General features: G+C 46.0%; 11 protein-coding genes. 4 read left to right on the top strand and 7 right to left on the bottom strand.

Features of this window, described 5'->3' with window-relative positions:
* Nucleotides 1-15: 15 nt before the first annotated feature.
* Nucleotides 16-4569, top strand: a complete 4554-nt coding sequence (locus K5Q92_RS15975; RefSeq protein ID WP_220769927.1) for a biotin carboxylase N-terminal domain-containing protein — start codon at nucleotides 16-18, stop codon at nucleotides 4567-4569.
* 90 nt (nucleotides 4570-4659) lie between these two features.
* On the opposite strand, the gene K5Q92_RS15970 is transcribed toward K5Q92_RS15975, so the two are convergent.
* The 4 genes from K5Q92_RS15970 to glf form a co-directional block, all read right to left on the bottom strand.
* Entirely contained in the window at nucleotides 4660-5904 is a 1245-nt protein-coding gene (locus K5Q92_RS15970; RefSeq protein WP_220769926.1) for a cation:proton antiporter, read from the bottom strand.
* Between the two features lie 94 nt (nucleotides 5905-5998).
* The gene (locus K5Q92_RS15965; protein WP_220769925.1) at nucleotides 5999-8590 is read right to left on the bottom strand and encodes an HAD-IC family P-type ATPase; all 2592 of its coding nucleotides are present in this window, start codon (nucleotides 8588-8590) and stop codon (nucleotides 5999-6001) included.
* A 315-nt stretch (nucleotides 8591-8905) separates the two neighbouring features.
* Nucleotides 8906-9721 carry a DUF707 domain-containing protein gene (locus K5Q92_RS15960; RefSeq protein ID WP_220769924.1) on the bottom strand — a complete coding sequence of 272 codons (816 nt, stop codon included), beginning with the start codon at nucleotides 9719-9721 and terminating at the stop codon, nucleotides 8906-8908.
* 22 nt (nucleotides 9722-9743) lie between these two features.
* Nucleotides 9744-10889 (bottom strand): UDP-galactopyranose mutase, encoded by a 1146-nt coding sequence (gene glf, locus K5Q92_RS15955; protein ID WP_220769923.1) that lies wholly within the window; start codon nucleotides 10887-10889, stop codon nucleotides 9744-9746.
* A gap of 242 nt (nucleotides 10890-11131) precedes the next feature.
* Here glf and K5Q92_RS15950 point away from each other — a divergent pair, with 242 nt between their 5' ends.
* Nucleotides 11132-12070 carry a sensor domain-containing diguanylate cyclase gene (locus K5Q92_RS15950; RefSeq protein ID WP_220769922.1) on the top strand — a complete coding sequence of 313 codons (939 nt, stop codon included), beginning with the start codon at nucleotides 11132-11134 and terminating at the stop codon, nucleotides 12068-12070.
* A gap of 35 nt (nucleotides 12071-12105) precedes the next feature.
* Here K5Q92_RS15950 and K5Q92_RS15945 read toward each other — a convergent pair whose 3' ends face one another.
* Nucleotides 12106-12996, bottom strand: coding sequence for a LysR family transcriptional regulator (locus tag K5Q92_RS15945; protein ID WP_220769921.1), 891 nt, complete (start codon nucleotides 12994-12996; stop codon nucleotides 12106-12108).
* 115 nt (nucleotides 12997-13111) lie between these two features.
* Here K5Q92_RS15945 and K5Q92_RS15940 point away from each other — a divergent pair, with 115 nt between their 5' ends.
* Nucleotides 13112-13261, top strand: coding sequence for a hypothetical protein (locus tag K5Q92_RS15940; protein WP_220769920.1), 150 nt, complete (start codon nucleotides 13112-13114; stop codon nucleotides 13259-13261).
* Nucleotides 13262-13536: 275 nt separating this feature from the next.
* Here K5Q92_RS15940 and K5Q92_RS15935 read toward each other — a convergent pair whose 3' ends face one another.
* Together K5Q92_RS15935 and K5Q92_RS15930 are read right to left on the bottom strand one after the other, a co-directional pair.
* A complete protein-coding gene (locus tag K5Q92_RS15935; protein WP_220769919.1) occupies nucleotides 13537-13797 on the bottom strand; it encodes a DUF5062 family protein in 261 nt (86 codons plus the stop codon).
* A 129-nt stretch (nucleotides 13798-13926) separates the two neighbouring features.
* A complete protein-coding gene (locus K5Q92_RS15930) occupies nucleotides 13927-14937 on the bottom strand; it encodes an AraC family transcriptional regulator (protein WP_259649595.1) in 1011 nt (336 codons plus the stop codon).
* 243 nt (nucleotides 14938-15180) lie between these two features.
* Between K5Q92_RS15930 and K5Q92_RS15925 the strand changes: the two genes are divergently transcribed.
* Entirely contained in the window at nucleotides 15181-16494 is a 1314-nt protein-coding gene (locus K5Q92_RS15925) for a hypothetical protein (protein WP_259649594.1), read from the top strand.
* Nucleotides 16495-16523: the final 29 nt, after the last annotated feature.

The following is a 16523-nucleotide window of genomic DNA, read 5'->3' as shown; positions in this document are numbered from 1 at the left end:
GCAGAGGATCTTTCGATGACCAGCAAAAATCAGCCCGCTAACATGACTCAAGTGCAAACTGCCGATCCGCTTTTCCTAAAAGCAGAGCAGTTAGCCAAAGACTTTTCATTGTTTCCTGAGCACAGCAAGCAGACGCTTTCAGAAGAGATTAAAGGTCTTTTAGACGATGATGCGATTCAAGCTAACCTTAAAGACTTGGCGCAGTTAGACGTTGATGGTTATGTCACTAAGGTGATTCAACCGACCCAAGATAAAAATCGCCCAGGCGCGAAGCGCATTATTGCCGACCTTAAAGGCAAGCTCATTACCGAAACCCATATTGGCCCTTTTTATAGTGCAGAGATCGAACTGAATTTTGGTTCTCGCACTCGCCGTATCGGTTTTGTGGCGCAAGAGCGTACCACTGCAAACGGCGCGTGGATGCCAGAGCACCACATCGCTTGCTGTAAAGCGATTCGCCACTTTGCTGAGCTGTCTATGCCGATTGTTTACCTTATTGACACCCCCGGTGCCGATGCGGGTGAAATCGCCAACAGCCAAAACCAAGCACACTCTATTTCAAAAGCGATTGCCGAGAGCGCGAACGTTGACGTACCAACAGTGGGTATCGTTATCGGTGCAGGTTATTCAGGCGGCGCGATTCCACTTGCTGCAGCAAACATCCTGTTGTCGCTACGTGATGGTATTTTTAACACTATTCAGCCACAGGGTTTGCAGAGCATTGCACGTAAGTACAACTTGTCTTGGCAGGAATGTGCGAAATCTGTAGGTGTATCACCAGAAGAGCTTTATACCTCTGGCTGTATCGACGGTATCGTTGACTTCTCTCCATCAGATCGCGATGAGCGTCAGCATAACCTGCGCCGCGCAATCATCAGTAGCATTGAAGCAGTAGAAAAAGCAGCGGTAAATTTTGTTCGCGAATCTGAAGACTTACGTGAGCATTATGACCGTAGTTTGGCACGTTTCCTGAATCCATCTAAGAATCTTGAAGCATTGGAGCTTAACGCTGAGCTTGCGGTTGCCAATAACCCAACCATGCACTTGAATCTGTTTGGTAGCACTTACCGTTACCTGCGTTACCTGACACTACGTAGCCGTATCCATTCTATCTCGCAAGAGCAGTATGGTCGTCTCTCTAAGGTGAGCGTACCAGAAGGTGACTTGCTAGCACGTATTCAGCAAGAGCAAGACCGAGTATTCCAATCTTGGTTATCAAGCCCTGATAAACTGGTTTATGACGAAGAGTTGAATAAGCTTTGGGGTAACTTCATCGCTAAGCGTGATGATGTGTCTACCGAGCGTAACATGCTAACTCGTTTGATTTTGGGTGAACCAAAAGAGAACTATAAGAAGGCCCGTAAGGCGCTGATCTTCAACATTAGCTGGTCGCTATACCATCGCTGGAAAGGCAACGCAGAGAATAACTTCAAAGGCCTTATCCATTACCTTGAGACACTGCCATCAGAAGTGACTCAAGCCGATTGGCCTGAGCTGAACAAGCTAACCGTACTCGATGTGATTGTTCATGACGAGCTTCGTGAAGACTTCATCTGGCAATGTCATAACATCTTGGTATTCAATGCCCTTTACGACAACGTTGTGGGTAACTTAGCCTCTATCGCTAAAGAAGCCATGATGTCGAAGAGCCTGTCACGTAACTCAGTCGATAACTTGCTACATGATTCGATTGACCGTGCGCTGTCGACACAAGACGTTGCCAACGACAAGAACAAGTTCTACAAGTGGCTTAAGTACTTTATGTCACAGTCCAACCGCGCCGAACTACTGACTCGTACTGAGCAGTGGAAGAGTGTTGGTTTCCCGCAGTTGAACGACAGTCTATTCGTTATTTTGACTTACTTCTTCGAACGTTTGCTACCTGAGTATTTCGATAGCGAAGAAGAGAGCAGTGATTACACTGGCGCAATTAACCCTGTGCGTATTGGTCGTCGTAAAGACTTCTGGAACCGCTTGACCATGGGTTATCAAGACTTGCTGATCCAGAAAGTGCTTCGTGATGAAAAACGCGCGGGCAAAATGGGTTGGGAAGCGATTATTGCTAAGTTCTTCACCGATTTTGAAGAGATTGATGGTGACAAGATTTCGGCTAACTTGCTGAACTTCCCTGGCTTCCGTCTATCTATCGAAGATGCGTTGGACAAGGGTATTCGCCCATGTGGTTTAATCACTGGTCTTGCTGATTTTGAGCAAAACGGCCAGCCGATGCGCGTGGGTGTGGCGGTATCAAATACAGCATTCCAAGCGGGTGCATTCGATATGGCTGCCGCTGAGAAGTTCAGTGCACTATTAATTGAGTGTGCTAAGCGTAAGCTACCGGTTATCTGTTTCATCAGTTCTGGTGGTATGCAGACTAAAGAAGGTGCTGCGGCGCTATTCTCAATGGCTGTGGTGAACGACCGTATTACTCGCTTTATTCGTGACAACGAACTACCAGTATTGATGTTCGGTTACGGCGACTGTACTGGTGGTGCACAGGCGAGTTTTGTGACTCACCCACTTGTGCAAACTTATTACCTATCGGGTACTAACATGCCGTTTGCGGGTCAAATGGTTGTTCCTGCTTACTTGCCATCGACTTCGACTCTATCTAACTATCTGTCGAAAGTACCGGGTGCGATGAACGCCTTGGTTACCAACCCATTTAGCGAGACGATTGACGATCAGCTACAGAGCATCGATCCATTAATGCCTAAGCCGACTGCTAAGATTGTCGATGTGATTTCAAGCGCAGTATCGACGCTAGTGCCTGAAAGACAGATTGCTGAAGAAGAGATTGTTCAAGACGATCCTCGTCAGCTAATGAAGCCGATTGAGAAAGTATTGGTTCATGCTCGTGGTTGTACTGCGGTTAAGCTTATCCGTAAGGCCCATGACAACAATATCAACGTGGTATTGGTTGCATCAGACCCAGATATGACCTCTGTACCTGCGGATATGCTAAAAGACAACGACAAGCTAGTTTGTATCGGTGGTAACACTTCTGATGAAAGTTACCTAAACGCCTACTCAGTGCTTAAAGTCGCTGAGTATGAGAATGTTGACGCGCTGCACCCAGGTATCGGTTTCCTATCGGAAAGCCCACAGTTTGCTGCATTGTGTGTAAACAATGGCGTTAACTTCGTTGGTCCAAGCGTACACAGCATGACAACCATGGGTAACAAGTCGAACGCGATTAAGACGTCACAGTCTCAAAACGTTCCAGTTGTACCCGGTAGCCACGGTATTTTGACCAACGCAGAGCAAGCCGTAAACGTTGCGAGCGAAATCGGTTACCCAGTTCTGCTTAAAGCGGTACAAGGTGGTGGCGGTAAGGGTATTCAAGTTGTTGAACGTCCTGGCGACATGATTGCCTTGTTCCAGAAGACCTCTACCGAAGCTGCAGCAGCATTTGGTAACGGTGACCTATACCTAGAGAAGTATGTGACCTCGCTACGTCATATCGAAGTTCAGTTACTTCGTGACCAGTTTGGTAACACTAAGGTTCTGGGTCTACGTGACTGTTCTGTACAGCGTAACAACCAGAAAGTGGTTGAAGAATCTGGCTCAACTATGTTGCCAGATGAGCTTAAGCAGAAGGTAATGGAATACACCCGTGCACTAGGTGATGCTACTGACTACATGGGCGCAGGTACGGTTGAGTTTATCTATAACTTAGACGCAAACGAAGTCTACTTTATGGAGATGAATACTCGCCTACAGGTAGAGCACCCAGTAACAGAAGCCACATCGGGTATCGATATCGTAAGCGCAGGTTTTGATATCGCTGCTGGTCGCTCGATTGCCGAGCTTGAGCCACAAGAGATTGGTTACGCAATGGAAGTTCGTGTAACGGCTGAGAAAGCGGCGCTTGATAGCAACGGTGTACTGCAGTTGCTACCGCATCCAGGTCTAATCACTGAGTACCAGATGCCTGAGCGTGATGATATCGAGATCATCTCAATCGCTGGCGAAGGTAAAGAGGTTTCTCCTTACTACGATAGCTTGATTGCTCAGATCATCTGTCGTGGCGAGAGCCGTGAAGATGTGATCACTAAGCTTCATGACTACTTGGCTAATCAGGTAGTGATTAAGGGCATCGCGACTAACATTCCATTGTTAACGCGTATTCTTAAAGATGGCACCTTCAACGAAGGCGTATATGACACTAACTATCTACCACGCTTTATGGCTGAGCTAGATGTGCCTGAGCTGATTGCTGAGATGGAAGCTGCGGCTGAAACCGTAGGTGTCGATACTGCATCCCTTCGTGTTGGTGAGAGTAACGAGCTTAAAGTTATGGCACAGGGCGCAGGTATCTTCTATACCTCTCCAGCGCCTGGTGAAGCAGACTTCGTTAAGGAAGGCGACATTGTTACTGTAGATCAGACTTTGGCGCTTACTGAAGCGATGAAGATGTTCTCACAGGTGACACTAGCTGGCTTTAACCGTAAGAATGCTGTGCTTTACCCTGAAGATCAGAAGTACCGTATCGAGCGTATTCTTAACGGTAACGGACAACAGGTCTCTCAAGGTGAGTTACTCTTCGTAGTATCACCAGTTGCCTAATGGCTTAGATATTCCGTTATTGGCTTACCTAAAGCGATAACGGAAATTAAAAAATACCCACCTTGTGTGGGTATTTTTTTTGCCTGCCATTCACTCTTTATCGACCCCATGAAAGCGAATGAGAAAGGCTAATAGCAGAGGGGTAATAATGCTGGTTGCAATTGCCATGATCACTATGGCGGAGAAGAGTCCGGAGATGATCGGCGGTGTAGGCTCTGGGTGATTAAACAGTCCGGCTTGCAATGCGACACCCGCCAACACGATTTCCACGGCTCCTCGACCACTCATCGCCACACCTATCCGCAAGGACTCTGGAGTATCATGCCCGGTCGCGCGGGCACAAAATCCTGCACCGATAAGCTTACTGAGCAGGGCTACAGTGATGAGTAGCACTACAAATTCAGGTATAGAGAACAGAGCGGTTAAGTTGAGGTGAAAGCCGATGGACACGAAAAAGATCGGTGCGAGAAAGCCGGAGGTGATACCGGAGGTCTGTCTCTCGACTCGGTTATAGATTTTTTGTTCCACCACGGCAGGATGAAAAAACATACCAGCGACGAAGGCGCCGATAATGAAATGTAGCCCCAGCAATTCAGCCAGTACCGCGTACGCCAGAGAGGCGATCAACAGCATACTAAAATCGATATCGGGAATATCGATGTACTTAAGGTAGCGGCCGATAAGCGGAAACAGATAGTAACCGACAGGGATAGTAATGGCGAAAAAGAGTAGCACCTTGGCGAGTAAAGGCCCCCATAATTCCAAACTAAAAGAGAGGGTGCCGCCATTAGAGATTGCCGCTAACAAGAGTGCGAGGATAAATAAACTTAACAGATCATCCCACAGCGCCGCAGCGACAATGGTTTTACCCTCTTCGGTATCTAAGCGGTTAAACTCCATCAGCATTCGAATGGTGACAGGTACTGCGGTAACTGCGAGGGCGGTGCCTAAGAACCAACTCTGGACAGTCTTGAAGGGGGATTCAGGAAATAGCATCAGCCCTATCACTGTGCCTGCGATAATAGGCACTAACATCCCCCCGACAGCCACTGCGGGGGCTGAGCTTGAGGTCTTTTTAAAATCTAGCGGGCTCATGCGCACACCCGCGAGTAGCATAAGGAAAAACATTCCCAGATCGGCAAGCGCCTCAAACGCTTCGCCTTGAGTCACCTGCCATAGCAGAGGGAATGAGTCTTGAAAGCGGTGGAGAAACAGACCCAGTGCGATACCCGATACCAATTCTCCAACGATTGGCGGCAAATTTAGCCGTTTGGCTAGTACCGCAAATATTCGGGTAACTGTTAGCAATACAAGAACTAAATATAGAAAGCGCATCAGTATTTCCAACCCTCTGGTTGATTAATATGAGAATAGTTGTGAGCCTGTATTAAGTCTAATATTTGACCTTATTTCGCTTTGCAAGCGGCCACTACTCTCGTGGATGTTCAGCTATCGAGACTGCAGGCTTAGGCTGATGCCTAGTACGCCAATTCTTCTTATGTGCTTCGTCTACAAGGAAGAGCACAGAGGCCGTGACCAGTAACACAAGCCACTGGTTGAGACTGATTGGACTGATTTGCAGTGCATCGCTTAGCCCTGGTGTATACATGGCACCAATATGGATCCCTTGGGCCACAAGGATCCCAATAAGTAATATTGGATTACTCAACATAGGTGTATTTAATATTGACCTGTGCTCGGAGCGACTATTGAGTGCGTGCACGTTTTCAAACAGTACCATCAACATTAATGTTAGATTCCGGGCCTCGACTTCATCAACTCCCATATTTAGAGAGATAGTAAATAGAGCGAAAGCCATTAAGCCCATAGTAAGGGCACTAGTGCAGACTCTTTCTAGCATTAACCTGTCGAAAATGGGCTCTTTTGGTGAGCGAGGTGCTTGAGATAACTCTCTGCCTTCGGCAGGTTCGAAAGCCAGTGCAACGTCTTGTACGCCATTGGTGACAATATTGAGCCAGAGGATCTGCAGTGGAAACAGGGGGATTGGCAGTGCAAATAAGACGCTGAGGATAAACAGAAAGATCTCGGCAGCTCCAGTGCTGATAAGCAGGTAGATCACCTTACGGATATTGTTATAGACGATGCGTCCCTCGATGATCCCCTTTACTATGGAGCTAAACTTATCATCGGTGAGCACCAAGGACGCGCTTTCTCTGGCTACATCTGTCCCCCTAAGGCCCATGGCTATCCCTACATGGGCGTGCTTTAGTGCCGGAGCGTCATTGACGCCATCTCCGGTCATGGCGACAAATTCCCCTTGCCTGATAAGCGACTCGGTGATCTCCATCTTCTGTTTGGGTTTTACCCTCGCAAACACCCTATGGTTAGCAACGAGCCGATCAAATGCATTGATATCCTGCTGCCTAGCTTGCTCGAGTTCTTGCCCCGTGATTGCGCTATCGGTTTCGTCGGCAACTTTAAGTTGTCGCGATAAGGTCAGTGCAGTCGCTGGGTGGTCGCCCGTAATCATTGCTACCTTGATTTTCGCTTGTCTACAGGACGTAACCGCAGCGATTGCATCGGGCCTGAGCGGATCGCTCATGGCGACCAAACCAAGAAACTGTAGATCGCTGAAATGCTCATCTAGTGGGGTGCCTTTTCCATGAGCCAAGGCTAAGACGCGATAACCCCGCTTAGCCATTGAGTGGGTTTGATTGAGAATTTTTTGTTGTATCTCTTTATTTAGTGGGCACATGGGAAGGAGCTTCTCTACCGCTCCTTTCACTGATAGCTCTGGCCCCGCTTCGGTTGCATTAACACTGGCACTAAAACCTTTCTCCGACTCGTAGGGGAAGAGGGTGAGTCGCTTACACTCTTTATCGGTGAGAGCCTTAAGTTTGTGGCCTAGGGCGAGAAAGGCTAGATCTACGCCATCGCCATCGGCATGAACCTTATCCCCTTCAAACACCAAGTGCGCCTCATTGGCTAGGACGCCTGCGGTGACTAACTGTTTGAGTGTACTTTCACTTTGTAAATCCACAGGACTACCGTGCCCGTGTCGATATACCCTGCCTGTCGGGCTAAGCCCTTCACCTGTGACATCATACAGCTGGTCATTTGCTAGCCAAATTTGGCCTATGGTCATCTCGTTGACCGTTAAGGTGCCAGTCTTATCGGAGGCGATAAAGGTGCAGGAGCCGAGTGCCTCGACCGCAACCAGTTTTCGCACGATTACGTTAGCCTTTGCCATGCGCTTCATACCTATGGCAAGCGCCACGGTAATCGCGGCAGGGAGACCTTCGGGGATGGCCGATACGGCTAATGCGACGCCGAGAAGAAATACCTCGGAAAGGGCGGCACCACGTAGAAGCGTGAGGCCAAATATGAAGGCGATGATGATCAGAATCGCGATTGCGATCCGCAGGGTAAACTGATCGATCCTCTGCATCAGTGGCGGTTTGGTATGCTCACCTTGATGGACAAGCTTGGCTATCTGGCCAATTTGAGTCTTGCTCCCAGTTGCCATGACTTCGCCTTCCGCTCGGCCATGGGTGACTAAGGTACCAGCAAACGCCTGCTGCTTATTGCTGACAGAGATTGACTCGCCGGTGAGAGCCGACTCATCAACCTGGAATTGGGTGGATTGTTTAAGTCTTATGTCGGCGCCTATGCGATCGCCGCTATTGAGCATGACCCAATCACCGGGAACCAACTCATCACTGCTTAGTAGTATTGGGTGGCCATCACGCACAACTCGACTCTGCTGCGGCACCATATGAGCCAATGAATCAGCAGCCTGCTGCGCTGAATACTCTTGAATGGTGCCAATGAGAGCGTTGATCAGTAAGACTGCAGAAATAAAGAATGCATTGATGAGTTGTCCCAGTAGCAAGCAGACAATGACGGCCACCAGTAGTACGTAGATAAATGCGCTACGAAACTGAAGTAGAAACAGCCGTGAGAAGCTATTTCTTCGTGGTTTTGGCAAACAGTTTTTACCATACTGTTGCAACCGAGCCTGTGCTTGAACGGTCGTCAGTCCTTGAGTTGCCACAGTCACATCATCTCCCGCTATTCTGATCGGTTTATCCCTTGTTCTATAGTCAATAATTATAGATAAAGAGATAAAATCTGGCGCTTAATTGACCAGAATCAAAGCTTGGTTAATAAGTGGAAGAGCGCCAAAGATGCTAGAGGCTTTCAGATGAGATAGGTTGCTAGTGCTGAATTGCGAAATGACCTTATAGCTAGCGCTTTTCAGCGTCTCGATATGTAAAAGCGCGATAGGGCCAAGCAGTATTCTGCTCAATTGTAAGATATAAATGGATGAGGCCCCCTTTCTGGTTGCCTCTTTAAGGGGAATTGGGGAATGTGCTTATTTCGAGGGAAATTTGGGATGCTTTTTCGCCTTATATTTTGCTATCACTCGCTGGTATTTCCCCTTGATGCTGGCCATTAAGGGGGAGCAAATTTGAGACTCTGTTATTTGGCTAAAGACTTTAAATTTATTTGGCGCATGGCGTCGGCAGATGTTGAACTGCGGATAAAAGTCTTGGAGCTGTACAGCATCTTTTTCTGGTGAGAGTTCTGGGTTGAGCTTATATAGCTCTCCTCCCACTGGACGAGTGTGGACAACGGGCGTTGCGTCAATCACCGCTATTTTTTTAAGATCGGTATTGTCGATAAGATGAGGCCAGAGCGCATCAAGTCCCCAGCCGGAAGGGCTTTGGTCAAAGCTCTCTTTTAATTTTAATAAGGCGCTAGCCGAGAAAATGGGCACCATAACTTCCACAAAATTGCAGTAGCGTAAAACAGAGTGAGGCTGACGCAGCAAACTCGAATGGGAAAAGTATGAGTCCATGGTCAACGCAGGCTGCGCCAGCGTCAAGTCAAAGCCATTAAAAAGGGTAAACATCTTATTAATAGTTTCCGCATCCACTAAAATGTCATCATCGGGTAACCAAACTGCCTCATATTGAGAAATGATTGCCCAGTTTGCTTCAATTAGCTTGTGGAGAATTGGCCACTTTCCACCTTTCACCTGCTCGTAATAAGTGGCTTCAGCCTGATAGTGATTAGGCTTATCACCAAAGTAACTTAAAAATAAGTCAAAGTTTGGCGTCTTGTTTTCTAACCAATGTGGATGCAGGGAGTTGTCTCCTACACGGGCAATGACTAAAAATTTCTTCATATCTATTAATTCTTTCAAAGCATTATAAAGTGGTGAATACGGGCATTGTTTGTTGGTTTTTCAGCGATTCTAAAAACAACTTACTGGTGGTTAATGCTTCATCGATCGTGACGTCCATATCGAGATAACGGTACGTGCCTAGTCGACCGACAAAAGTAATTTTTTCTTGTTTTTTTGCTAGCTCAATATATTGATTGAGCAGCGAGTTATCACCACTTAGTCTGACAGGGTAGTAGGGCGTATCTTCAGGCATGGCTTCTCGGCTGTATTCTTTAAAGATCACGGTACTTGAGTGCGTTTCCCAGGGAGTGAAGTGCTTGTGTTCGCTGATCCGGGTAAAGGCTTGGCTGTTATCGCAATAGTTAATAACCGCATTTCCCTGATAATCGCCTTCATGAGTTTCTTTTTGAAAATCTAAGGTTCTATAGGGCAATCTACCTAGCTGAAAGTCAAAGTAGGCATCAATTGGCCCAGAGAAAAATATGTGGTCATAAGGGGCTTTCATAGCTGCGCTGAAGCTTGTATTCAGTTTTAGGCTGATATTTGGGTGCTCTAGTAACTTTTCGATTATTGGCGTATAGCCCTCAATTGGCATGCCCTGAAATGGATGATTGAAATAATTATCATCGTAGTTAAAGCGAACGGGTAGTCGCTTTAAAATACAGGCTGGCAGAGTCGCAGGTGAACGCCCCCACTGCTTAATTGTGTAGTGCTTAAAGAATGCTTGATACAGTTGCTCACCGATGAGCTTATGGGCTTGCTCTTCAAAATTTTGTGGTTGTTGAATGCTCGATTCTGCCTGACTTGCAATGAACTTTTTAGCTTCAGATGGAGACATCTGTGCGTTAAAAAATTGATTGATAGTATGTAAATTAATTGGTAATGAATAGACTTGCCCTTGGGTCATAGCCTTGACTCGATTGATAAATGGCATGAACTGACTGAGTTGAGTGACGTAGTGCCAGATATGCGCTTTATCTGTATGGAAAATATGTGGACCAAAGTGATGCTGCATGATGTTGCTTTCACTATCTCTCGATGAATAGCAATTACCCGCAATATGCTGACGTGGTTCATATACAGTGATCTGGTGCCCAGCTTTAGCAAGTTCGTTTGCGATAACGGCGCCAGAGAAGCCTGCTCCAGCGATTCCAATCTTAAGTGTCATGTATTCAATATCGTGATCAATGAAAAGCGGCTTAGCAGTTTACCCCATTAGTCATTTGCGTGAGCGAAATTAAGGAGCTTTGCTTTGATTTTTCTATCCAATGTATTGGAGGTGTGATGACTTGTGGTTTTATTGTTTTGCATTTGTTGTTACTTTTTGGTGTTTATGGGGGATCTAATACACCTTTCGGTGAATGGTGAGTCAAGGAGGAGCTTATTACTCGCTCGGATGAACAAGCAAAAATGATTGTAAAGCTAATGCAGGAAAACGCACGGCTTGAAAAAGAGGGGTCTTTGTTACGGGAAAAGAACCGAATCCTAGAACAAAAACTGAATGCAGCGTTAGATGGCACAGGGTTATGCCTGTGGGAGCAGTATATTCCTACTGGAGAACTCACCATGTATAACATGGAGTGGGGCTCTTTACTTGGCTATACCATTGATGAATTGGCTGCCCATATTGATAGTTGGAAAGCTAACCTTCATCCTGAAGATCGTGACTGGGTTATCGCTAACTTTGAAGATCACATTAATGGCAGAACAGACTCTTATGATGTTACCCATAGGATGGTACATAAGGACGGCAGTATCAGCTGGGTGTCAGATAGAGGGCGGGTTATCGAATTTTCAGAAAATGGTGAGCCACTGCGGATTATGGGGACTCATGTCGATATCACTAAAGAGAAGCGTTATGAGATAGAGTTAGCTAAGCTTGCACATCGCGACCCTCTAACGGATCTACTCAACCGTAAAGCATTGCTTGAAGCCTTTGAAGTACTGCGTCAATCCGCTTTAGGTGGCGCTTTAATGTTTATCGATTTAGATGATTTTAAGGCCAATAACGACCGTTATGGGCATAAATTTGGTGATAGCTTATTGCTGAAAATTGCTGAGATGTTAAGACTGGAGTTCAATGAGTCGAATGCTATCGCTAGGTTAGGAGGCGATGAGTTTGTGGTGTTGTTCGATACAAGCGATAGAGCGCAGCTTGCAGGGATTGCCAATAGCGTGCTGAGTTCATTTTCGGAACCTGTCACGGTTGAAAGTCGCGAGATCACTGTAGGAATGAGTATAGGTATCAGCTGTTTCACAGAGCAATCTTTTACAGCTGTGTATGAACAAGCGGATAGCGCAATGTATGATGTAAAGCGTCAAGGAAAAAATAGCTACGTTTTTGCGTAAAGGGCGTGAAATCGCATAGCAACCGCCCTTTATGGTTAGTTATCAGGACTAAGTTCGCGACTTAAGCTAATAAAGCTTTCTGCTGCTGGAGTTAGCGGCAGGTTTTTACGCCAAATTAACGCCAGATCCCAAGTTAAGTTCGGCGATAATGGCCGATAGACAAGTTTGGATGAATTGATTTTATCGCAAATAGGCTTAGGTAAGATGGCCAGTCCCATCTGTGCCTCTACCATAGCAGCGATAAAATCCCATTGGCCGCTCTGGGCGGCAACATTAAGCTCTACATTGGCCTTGCGGCTTAATCTATGGATAAGTTTAGCTAGGGAGAAATCATCATTGTAGAGAATAAAGGGGTGGGGCTCAATTGCGGCCCATGTAATTGCCTCAGCCTTTTCAAGTTCATGGCCATTGGGTATGCATGCCAATAGAGGATAACCCTTAAGGTTGTGGCTATGAAATTCTTGAGAGTGGGTAGTCGGAAGCGCGGTAAAGGTGAGATCTAAGGTGTCATTGAGCAGTGCTTGCTCTGCACCAAAGCCTCCGAGTTCGACGATACTGACCTCAATTTTAGGAAAGCGTTTTCGATATTCACTCAGTAGACCAATAATCATCTCCCCCATCATGGGGCAAACGCCTAAACGCAACTGTCCTGTCTGCAATCCATTTAAGCTATTAATATCTTCTTGAAGCCTATGCCATTGTCCTACAATTTGTAGCGCGCTATTGGCGAGCATCCTGCCTGCCTCGGTGGCGATCACTTTCTGGTTATTTCGAATGAGTAATGGCTGCTCTAAATTATCTTCTAAACGTTGGATCATCTTACTCAAGGTGGGTTGCGTAAGGTGTAATTTTTCAGCGGCGCGTGTGTAGTTGCCGACTTCTAATAGGGTGACAAAACAGTGCAGACTTTTAATTTGAACATTCATGCTTAAATGGAATTCATTGGATAGGTATTATTCATTTTACTAATAGTAGGATAAGGATTACTTTGACCGCAACCACACTATTTCGCCTATTTTTATAGCAACGACAGGAAAGAAGATGAAGTCATACCAAGGTTTGTTTGCCCAAGCGCTCTATTTAGCTGCTAAACCATTGGATAAAGCCGAAAGGCAGAAGCTAGACAATGCTTCTGGCTCGAAACAACTCTCGGCGAAAGAGCAGGTAAAGCCAAGTAAGCTAGCGTCATAATATTATTGCTTAGTGGTTTGGCTTGATAGAGTTGACCGCTAAACTTTGCATCTTTAGTTGCACCGGATCGCGTCAACATTCGTTAAACTTGGCGTAAGTATCCCACTTAATATATGAAAGATTAGCTTGTCTTACTCTCAGCGTCTTGTCTTATCTAGTGATCCGTTTTAGCTTAACGATTGAAATGGTGAATCGATTGCTTTTTTGAGTAGAGGCTTCGGTGAGTAATACCTGCCACTTAGCGTAGCAGGTAGACCTAAAGTGACGAGAGGTACTCAGTTAAGCAGTTCATGCTCTGGGGGGAGTTGACGGCTGATCCACAATACCAGTTTGTGCTTCATATTGGGGCCATCTTCTTTATCTTTTGGCAGAGCCTGAATAAGGTTATCTTGCACCAATAATCGGTAGATACATTCGACTTTATCTTTAGGGGAGATCCCTTGGCCAAAATCGGCAAAGCCTCTCTTCTTGGCGTAGCCTACACCAATTTCCATTGCGAGCTTGAGTAGTTGTGCATCGTGCTTACCTGACTTCATATAGACGCTTCTTATGTCAATTGATCTTGCTTTAACGTTACCTGAAAATAGGATGATAGCAAGTGACATTGCGCCGATAACACGAGTTTAATCTATTGAAATTCTGGGGTTGTTATCAATAAACTGCGATTATTTTGCACTGTTTTGCTGTCGATATTGCAAAGGCGACACGCCATACCAGCGCTTACATGCTCGAGTAAAGTTACTGGGATCTTTAAAGCCTAAGCGAAATGAGATCTCTAACATTGAGAGTTGCGGACTCGACAGATATTTTTGCGCTAAATTTTTTCTTATCTGCTCGACTTGCTCGCTAAAGGATGTTCCTTCTTCCCGTAGCTTGCGTTGTAAGCTGCGACTACTCATATGAAAAGTTTTGGCGACGGTGTCTCGGTCTGGATTGCCTAACGTCATTGCAATGGCAATCTCTTCGGAGACTTTTTTGCTAAATGAAGGCTGAGATAATGCCAGAAAATAGCTGTGAATCGCCTCATCATTTTTTAGGGCGAGTTCTCTATTCGCCGAAGGGAAAGGCCGCTGTAAGTCTTGGTTGGAATAGTAGATTTTGTTGCCTTTGGCTGCGTAGCTAATTGGGCAACTAAATAGCTGTTCAAAAGGTTTTGCCTCGAAAGGTTGTCTACGCTCTAACGCTAATCTCGTGGGCTTTATCTGGCCATGACTAACCTGTAGTGCCATCAAATAACTCGTCGCCATAAAGGCGTCGATAGCTTCATCTGCATAGTGTTTACCTGGGAGTTTATTAAAGCATAATGCAGACTGTTCTGGCCCATGTTCAATATCCACCTCGAGTACGTTACTAATAATGCTGTAGTAACGTTTTACTCGGCTCCAGGCATCAGCTAAAGACTCGCTAACAAGTAGTGAAAAGCTCAAGGCGTTAAAGCTGGTGGGTTGTACAAAGTTAGCCACTTTTAAGCCGATGGCTTCGTCTCCTGTTATCGTGACCGTACGCCGCCATAATTGCGTCATTTGCTGTGTAGGTAATCGTGCATTTGGGTCATGCAATATAGATTTGTCGATGCCGACCTCATCGAGTATTTTTTGGCTATCGACGCCAGCCGCATCGATTGTGCGACATACGGCTAGAGCCCAAGAGGCAATCGTCGTAGGTTCATCTGTCAACTTGTTACTGTCCTTTAAAGTCATAAACCTGTCTCAATCCGACCATTAATCACTGCTTGTATGGTTTAGGTTACAAATAATGCCCATTAAGCTCAATCTTTATCCTATATAGAAAAATGAGACGTCAACAATCCTTTTAATAGAGGTTGAAAGGTATGACATTTTGTCGGGTATATAAGAAAAGGAATAACAATAACAATGAATAATTACTCGTTGAATTCTAAAAGTTGTATAAAGAAACCCTTGCTTACACTGGTATCTTGTTTGTCGATGATTGCCCTTGTGGGGTGTAACTCAGATTCTGATCCGAAGCCTTTGGGTAAGCAAATTGAGCCCAGCGCCTGTTTCTGGGTCGGTCCCTATAACATCGACCATCCTGAACGTAACTTTGCCTATCCTGATACAGGAGCAAATTACTGGCATGCGGGTTATATCCTGCCAGAAGGTGCCAGCTTAACCTTGCATGGCGAATATCCCCATGCGCGTTATATATCACTCAATAGCTACCGAGCAGACACCTCACCAGCAACGGCGATAACAGATAAAGATATTGTTGCAGATGAGGGCTCTTTTAATCCCTATATTCAAGGTGCAGAGCGCCATAAGCAATTAAGAGAGTTCACCCTTGCTGTTGCGCAAGGTCAGCCAGCAGGCGAGTTGCCAAGTAATACCTTGTTTGATTACGCAGAGCAGGGCAACAAGGCGGTACTGATTTATCGTATTTACGTTAGCGATGAAGGCCAAGATGATCTAGGCGGCGTAGCACTGCCTGCAGTTGAGTTGACCTTATCAACGGGGGAGCAACTGTATGGTCAACAAGCTTGTGATGCATTGCAAGTGGACACAGATAACCTAGCTATCCCGCTCGTGCCCAAGGAGACCTATGGCAAGATCCGCCTAAATCCAGCATTCGACCCAGCTAAAAATCCTGCGGTATGGCGGGCAGCTTACAATGGCACATTTGGCATTCAGTGTAACTTTCTCGGGAAGTGTGACGGCGAGCCGGAGCGGAAAGTGAATTACTATGCTAACGCCGATAATCAATATGTGAGTACCTTCTTAAACAGTGATTTTGGCGAAGTAGCTGTTACTAGAGGTAAGTTGCCAGTGGTACCAAAAACACTGGCTGGCAGTGGTGTATTTGATGAGTCTGAGTCTCAACTTCGCTACTGGTCTATTTGCCAAAATGAGTATTACTCACAAGTGGTGACAGCATGCTTATTTGATGAGGAGCTTGTTGTCGATGAGGAGGGGTACTACACGGTTGTGACTAGCCCAGAAGTGACTAAGCCGAGTAATGCCAACGCTGAGTGTGGCTATAACTACTTACCATGGACCGAGCAGGGAGATGGCTTTGGTCGAGTGGTTGAGGGAGGAGGTAATAAACTCAATGAAGCATTGCTCATTGTGCGTAACATGCTTCCGAAAGCGGATTTTGCCGAGGCGATTCAAAACACTTCGGTACCTGGAGATGAATATGCCATCATGGGAGAGTATCTGCCTACCACTGAATATATGAGTCAGGCAGACTTTGAATCGTTAGGCTGCGATATTTAACTTAGCCTAATGATTAAATTTATCAATAA

It is taken from the genome of Shewanella sp. MBTL60-007 (genome assembly GCF_019654915.1).
GTDB lineage: Bacteria > Pseudomonadota > Gammaproteobacteria > Enterobacterales > Shewanellaceae > Shewanella.
Note: the sequence above shows the minus strand (reverse complement) of the source record. Positions and strands in the feature narration are given on the sequence as shown.

Coding starts and splice junctions, on each gene's coding strand:
- K5Q92_RS15960 (WP_220769924.1), bottom strand. CDS start 9,721: ATGAAGAAATTTTTAGTCATTGCCCGTGTAGGAGACAACTCCCTGCAT.
- K5Q92_RS15950 (WP_220769922.1), top strand. CDS start 11,132: ATGATTGTAAAGCTAATGCAGGAAAACGCACGGCTTGAAAAAGAGGGG.
- K5Q92_RS15945 (WP_220769921.1), bottom strand. CDS start 12,996: ATGAATGTTCAAATTAAAAGTCTGCACTGTTTTGTCACCCTATTAGAA.
- K5Q92_RS15975 (WP_220769927.1), top strand. CDS start 16: ATGACCAGCAAAAATCAGCCCGCTAACATGACTCAAGTGCAAACTGCC.
- glf (WP_220769923.1), bottom strand. CDS start 10,889: ATGACACTTAAGATTGGAATCGCTGGAGCAGGCTTCTCTGGCGCCGTT.
- K5Q92_RS15970 (WP_220769926.1), bottom strand. CDS start 5,904: ATGCGCTTTCTATATTTAGTTCTTGTATTGCTAACAGTTACCCGAATA.
- K5Q92_RS15940 (WP_220769920.1), top strand. CDS start 13,112: ATGAAGTCATACCAAGGTTTGTTTGCCCAAGCGCTCTATTTAGCTGCT.
- K5Q92_RS15935 (WP_220769919.1), bottom strand. CDS start 13,797: ATGAAGTCAGGTAAGCACGATGCACAACTACTCAAGCTCGCAATGGAA.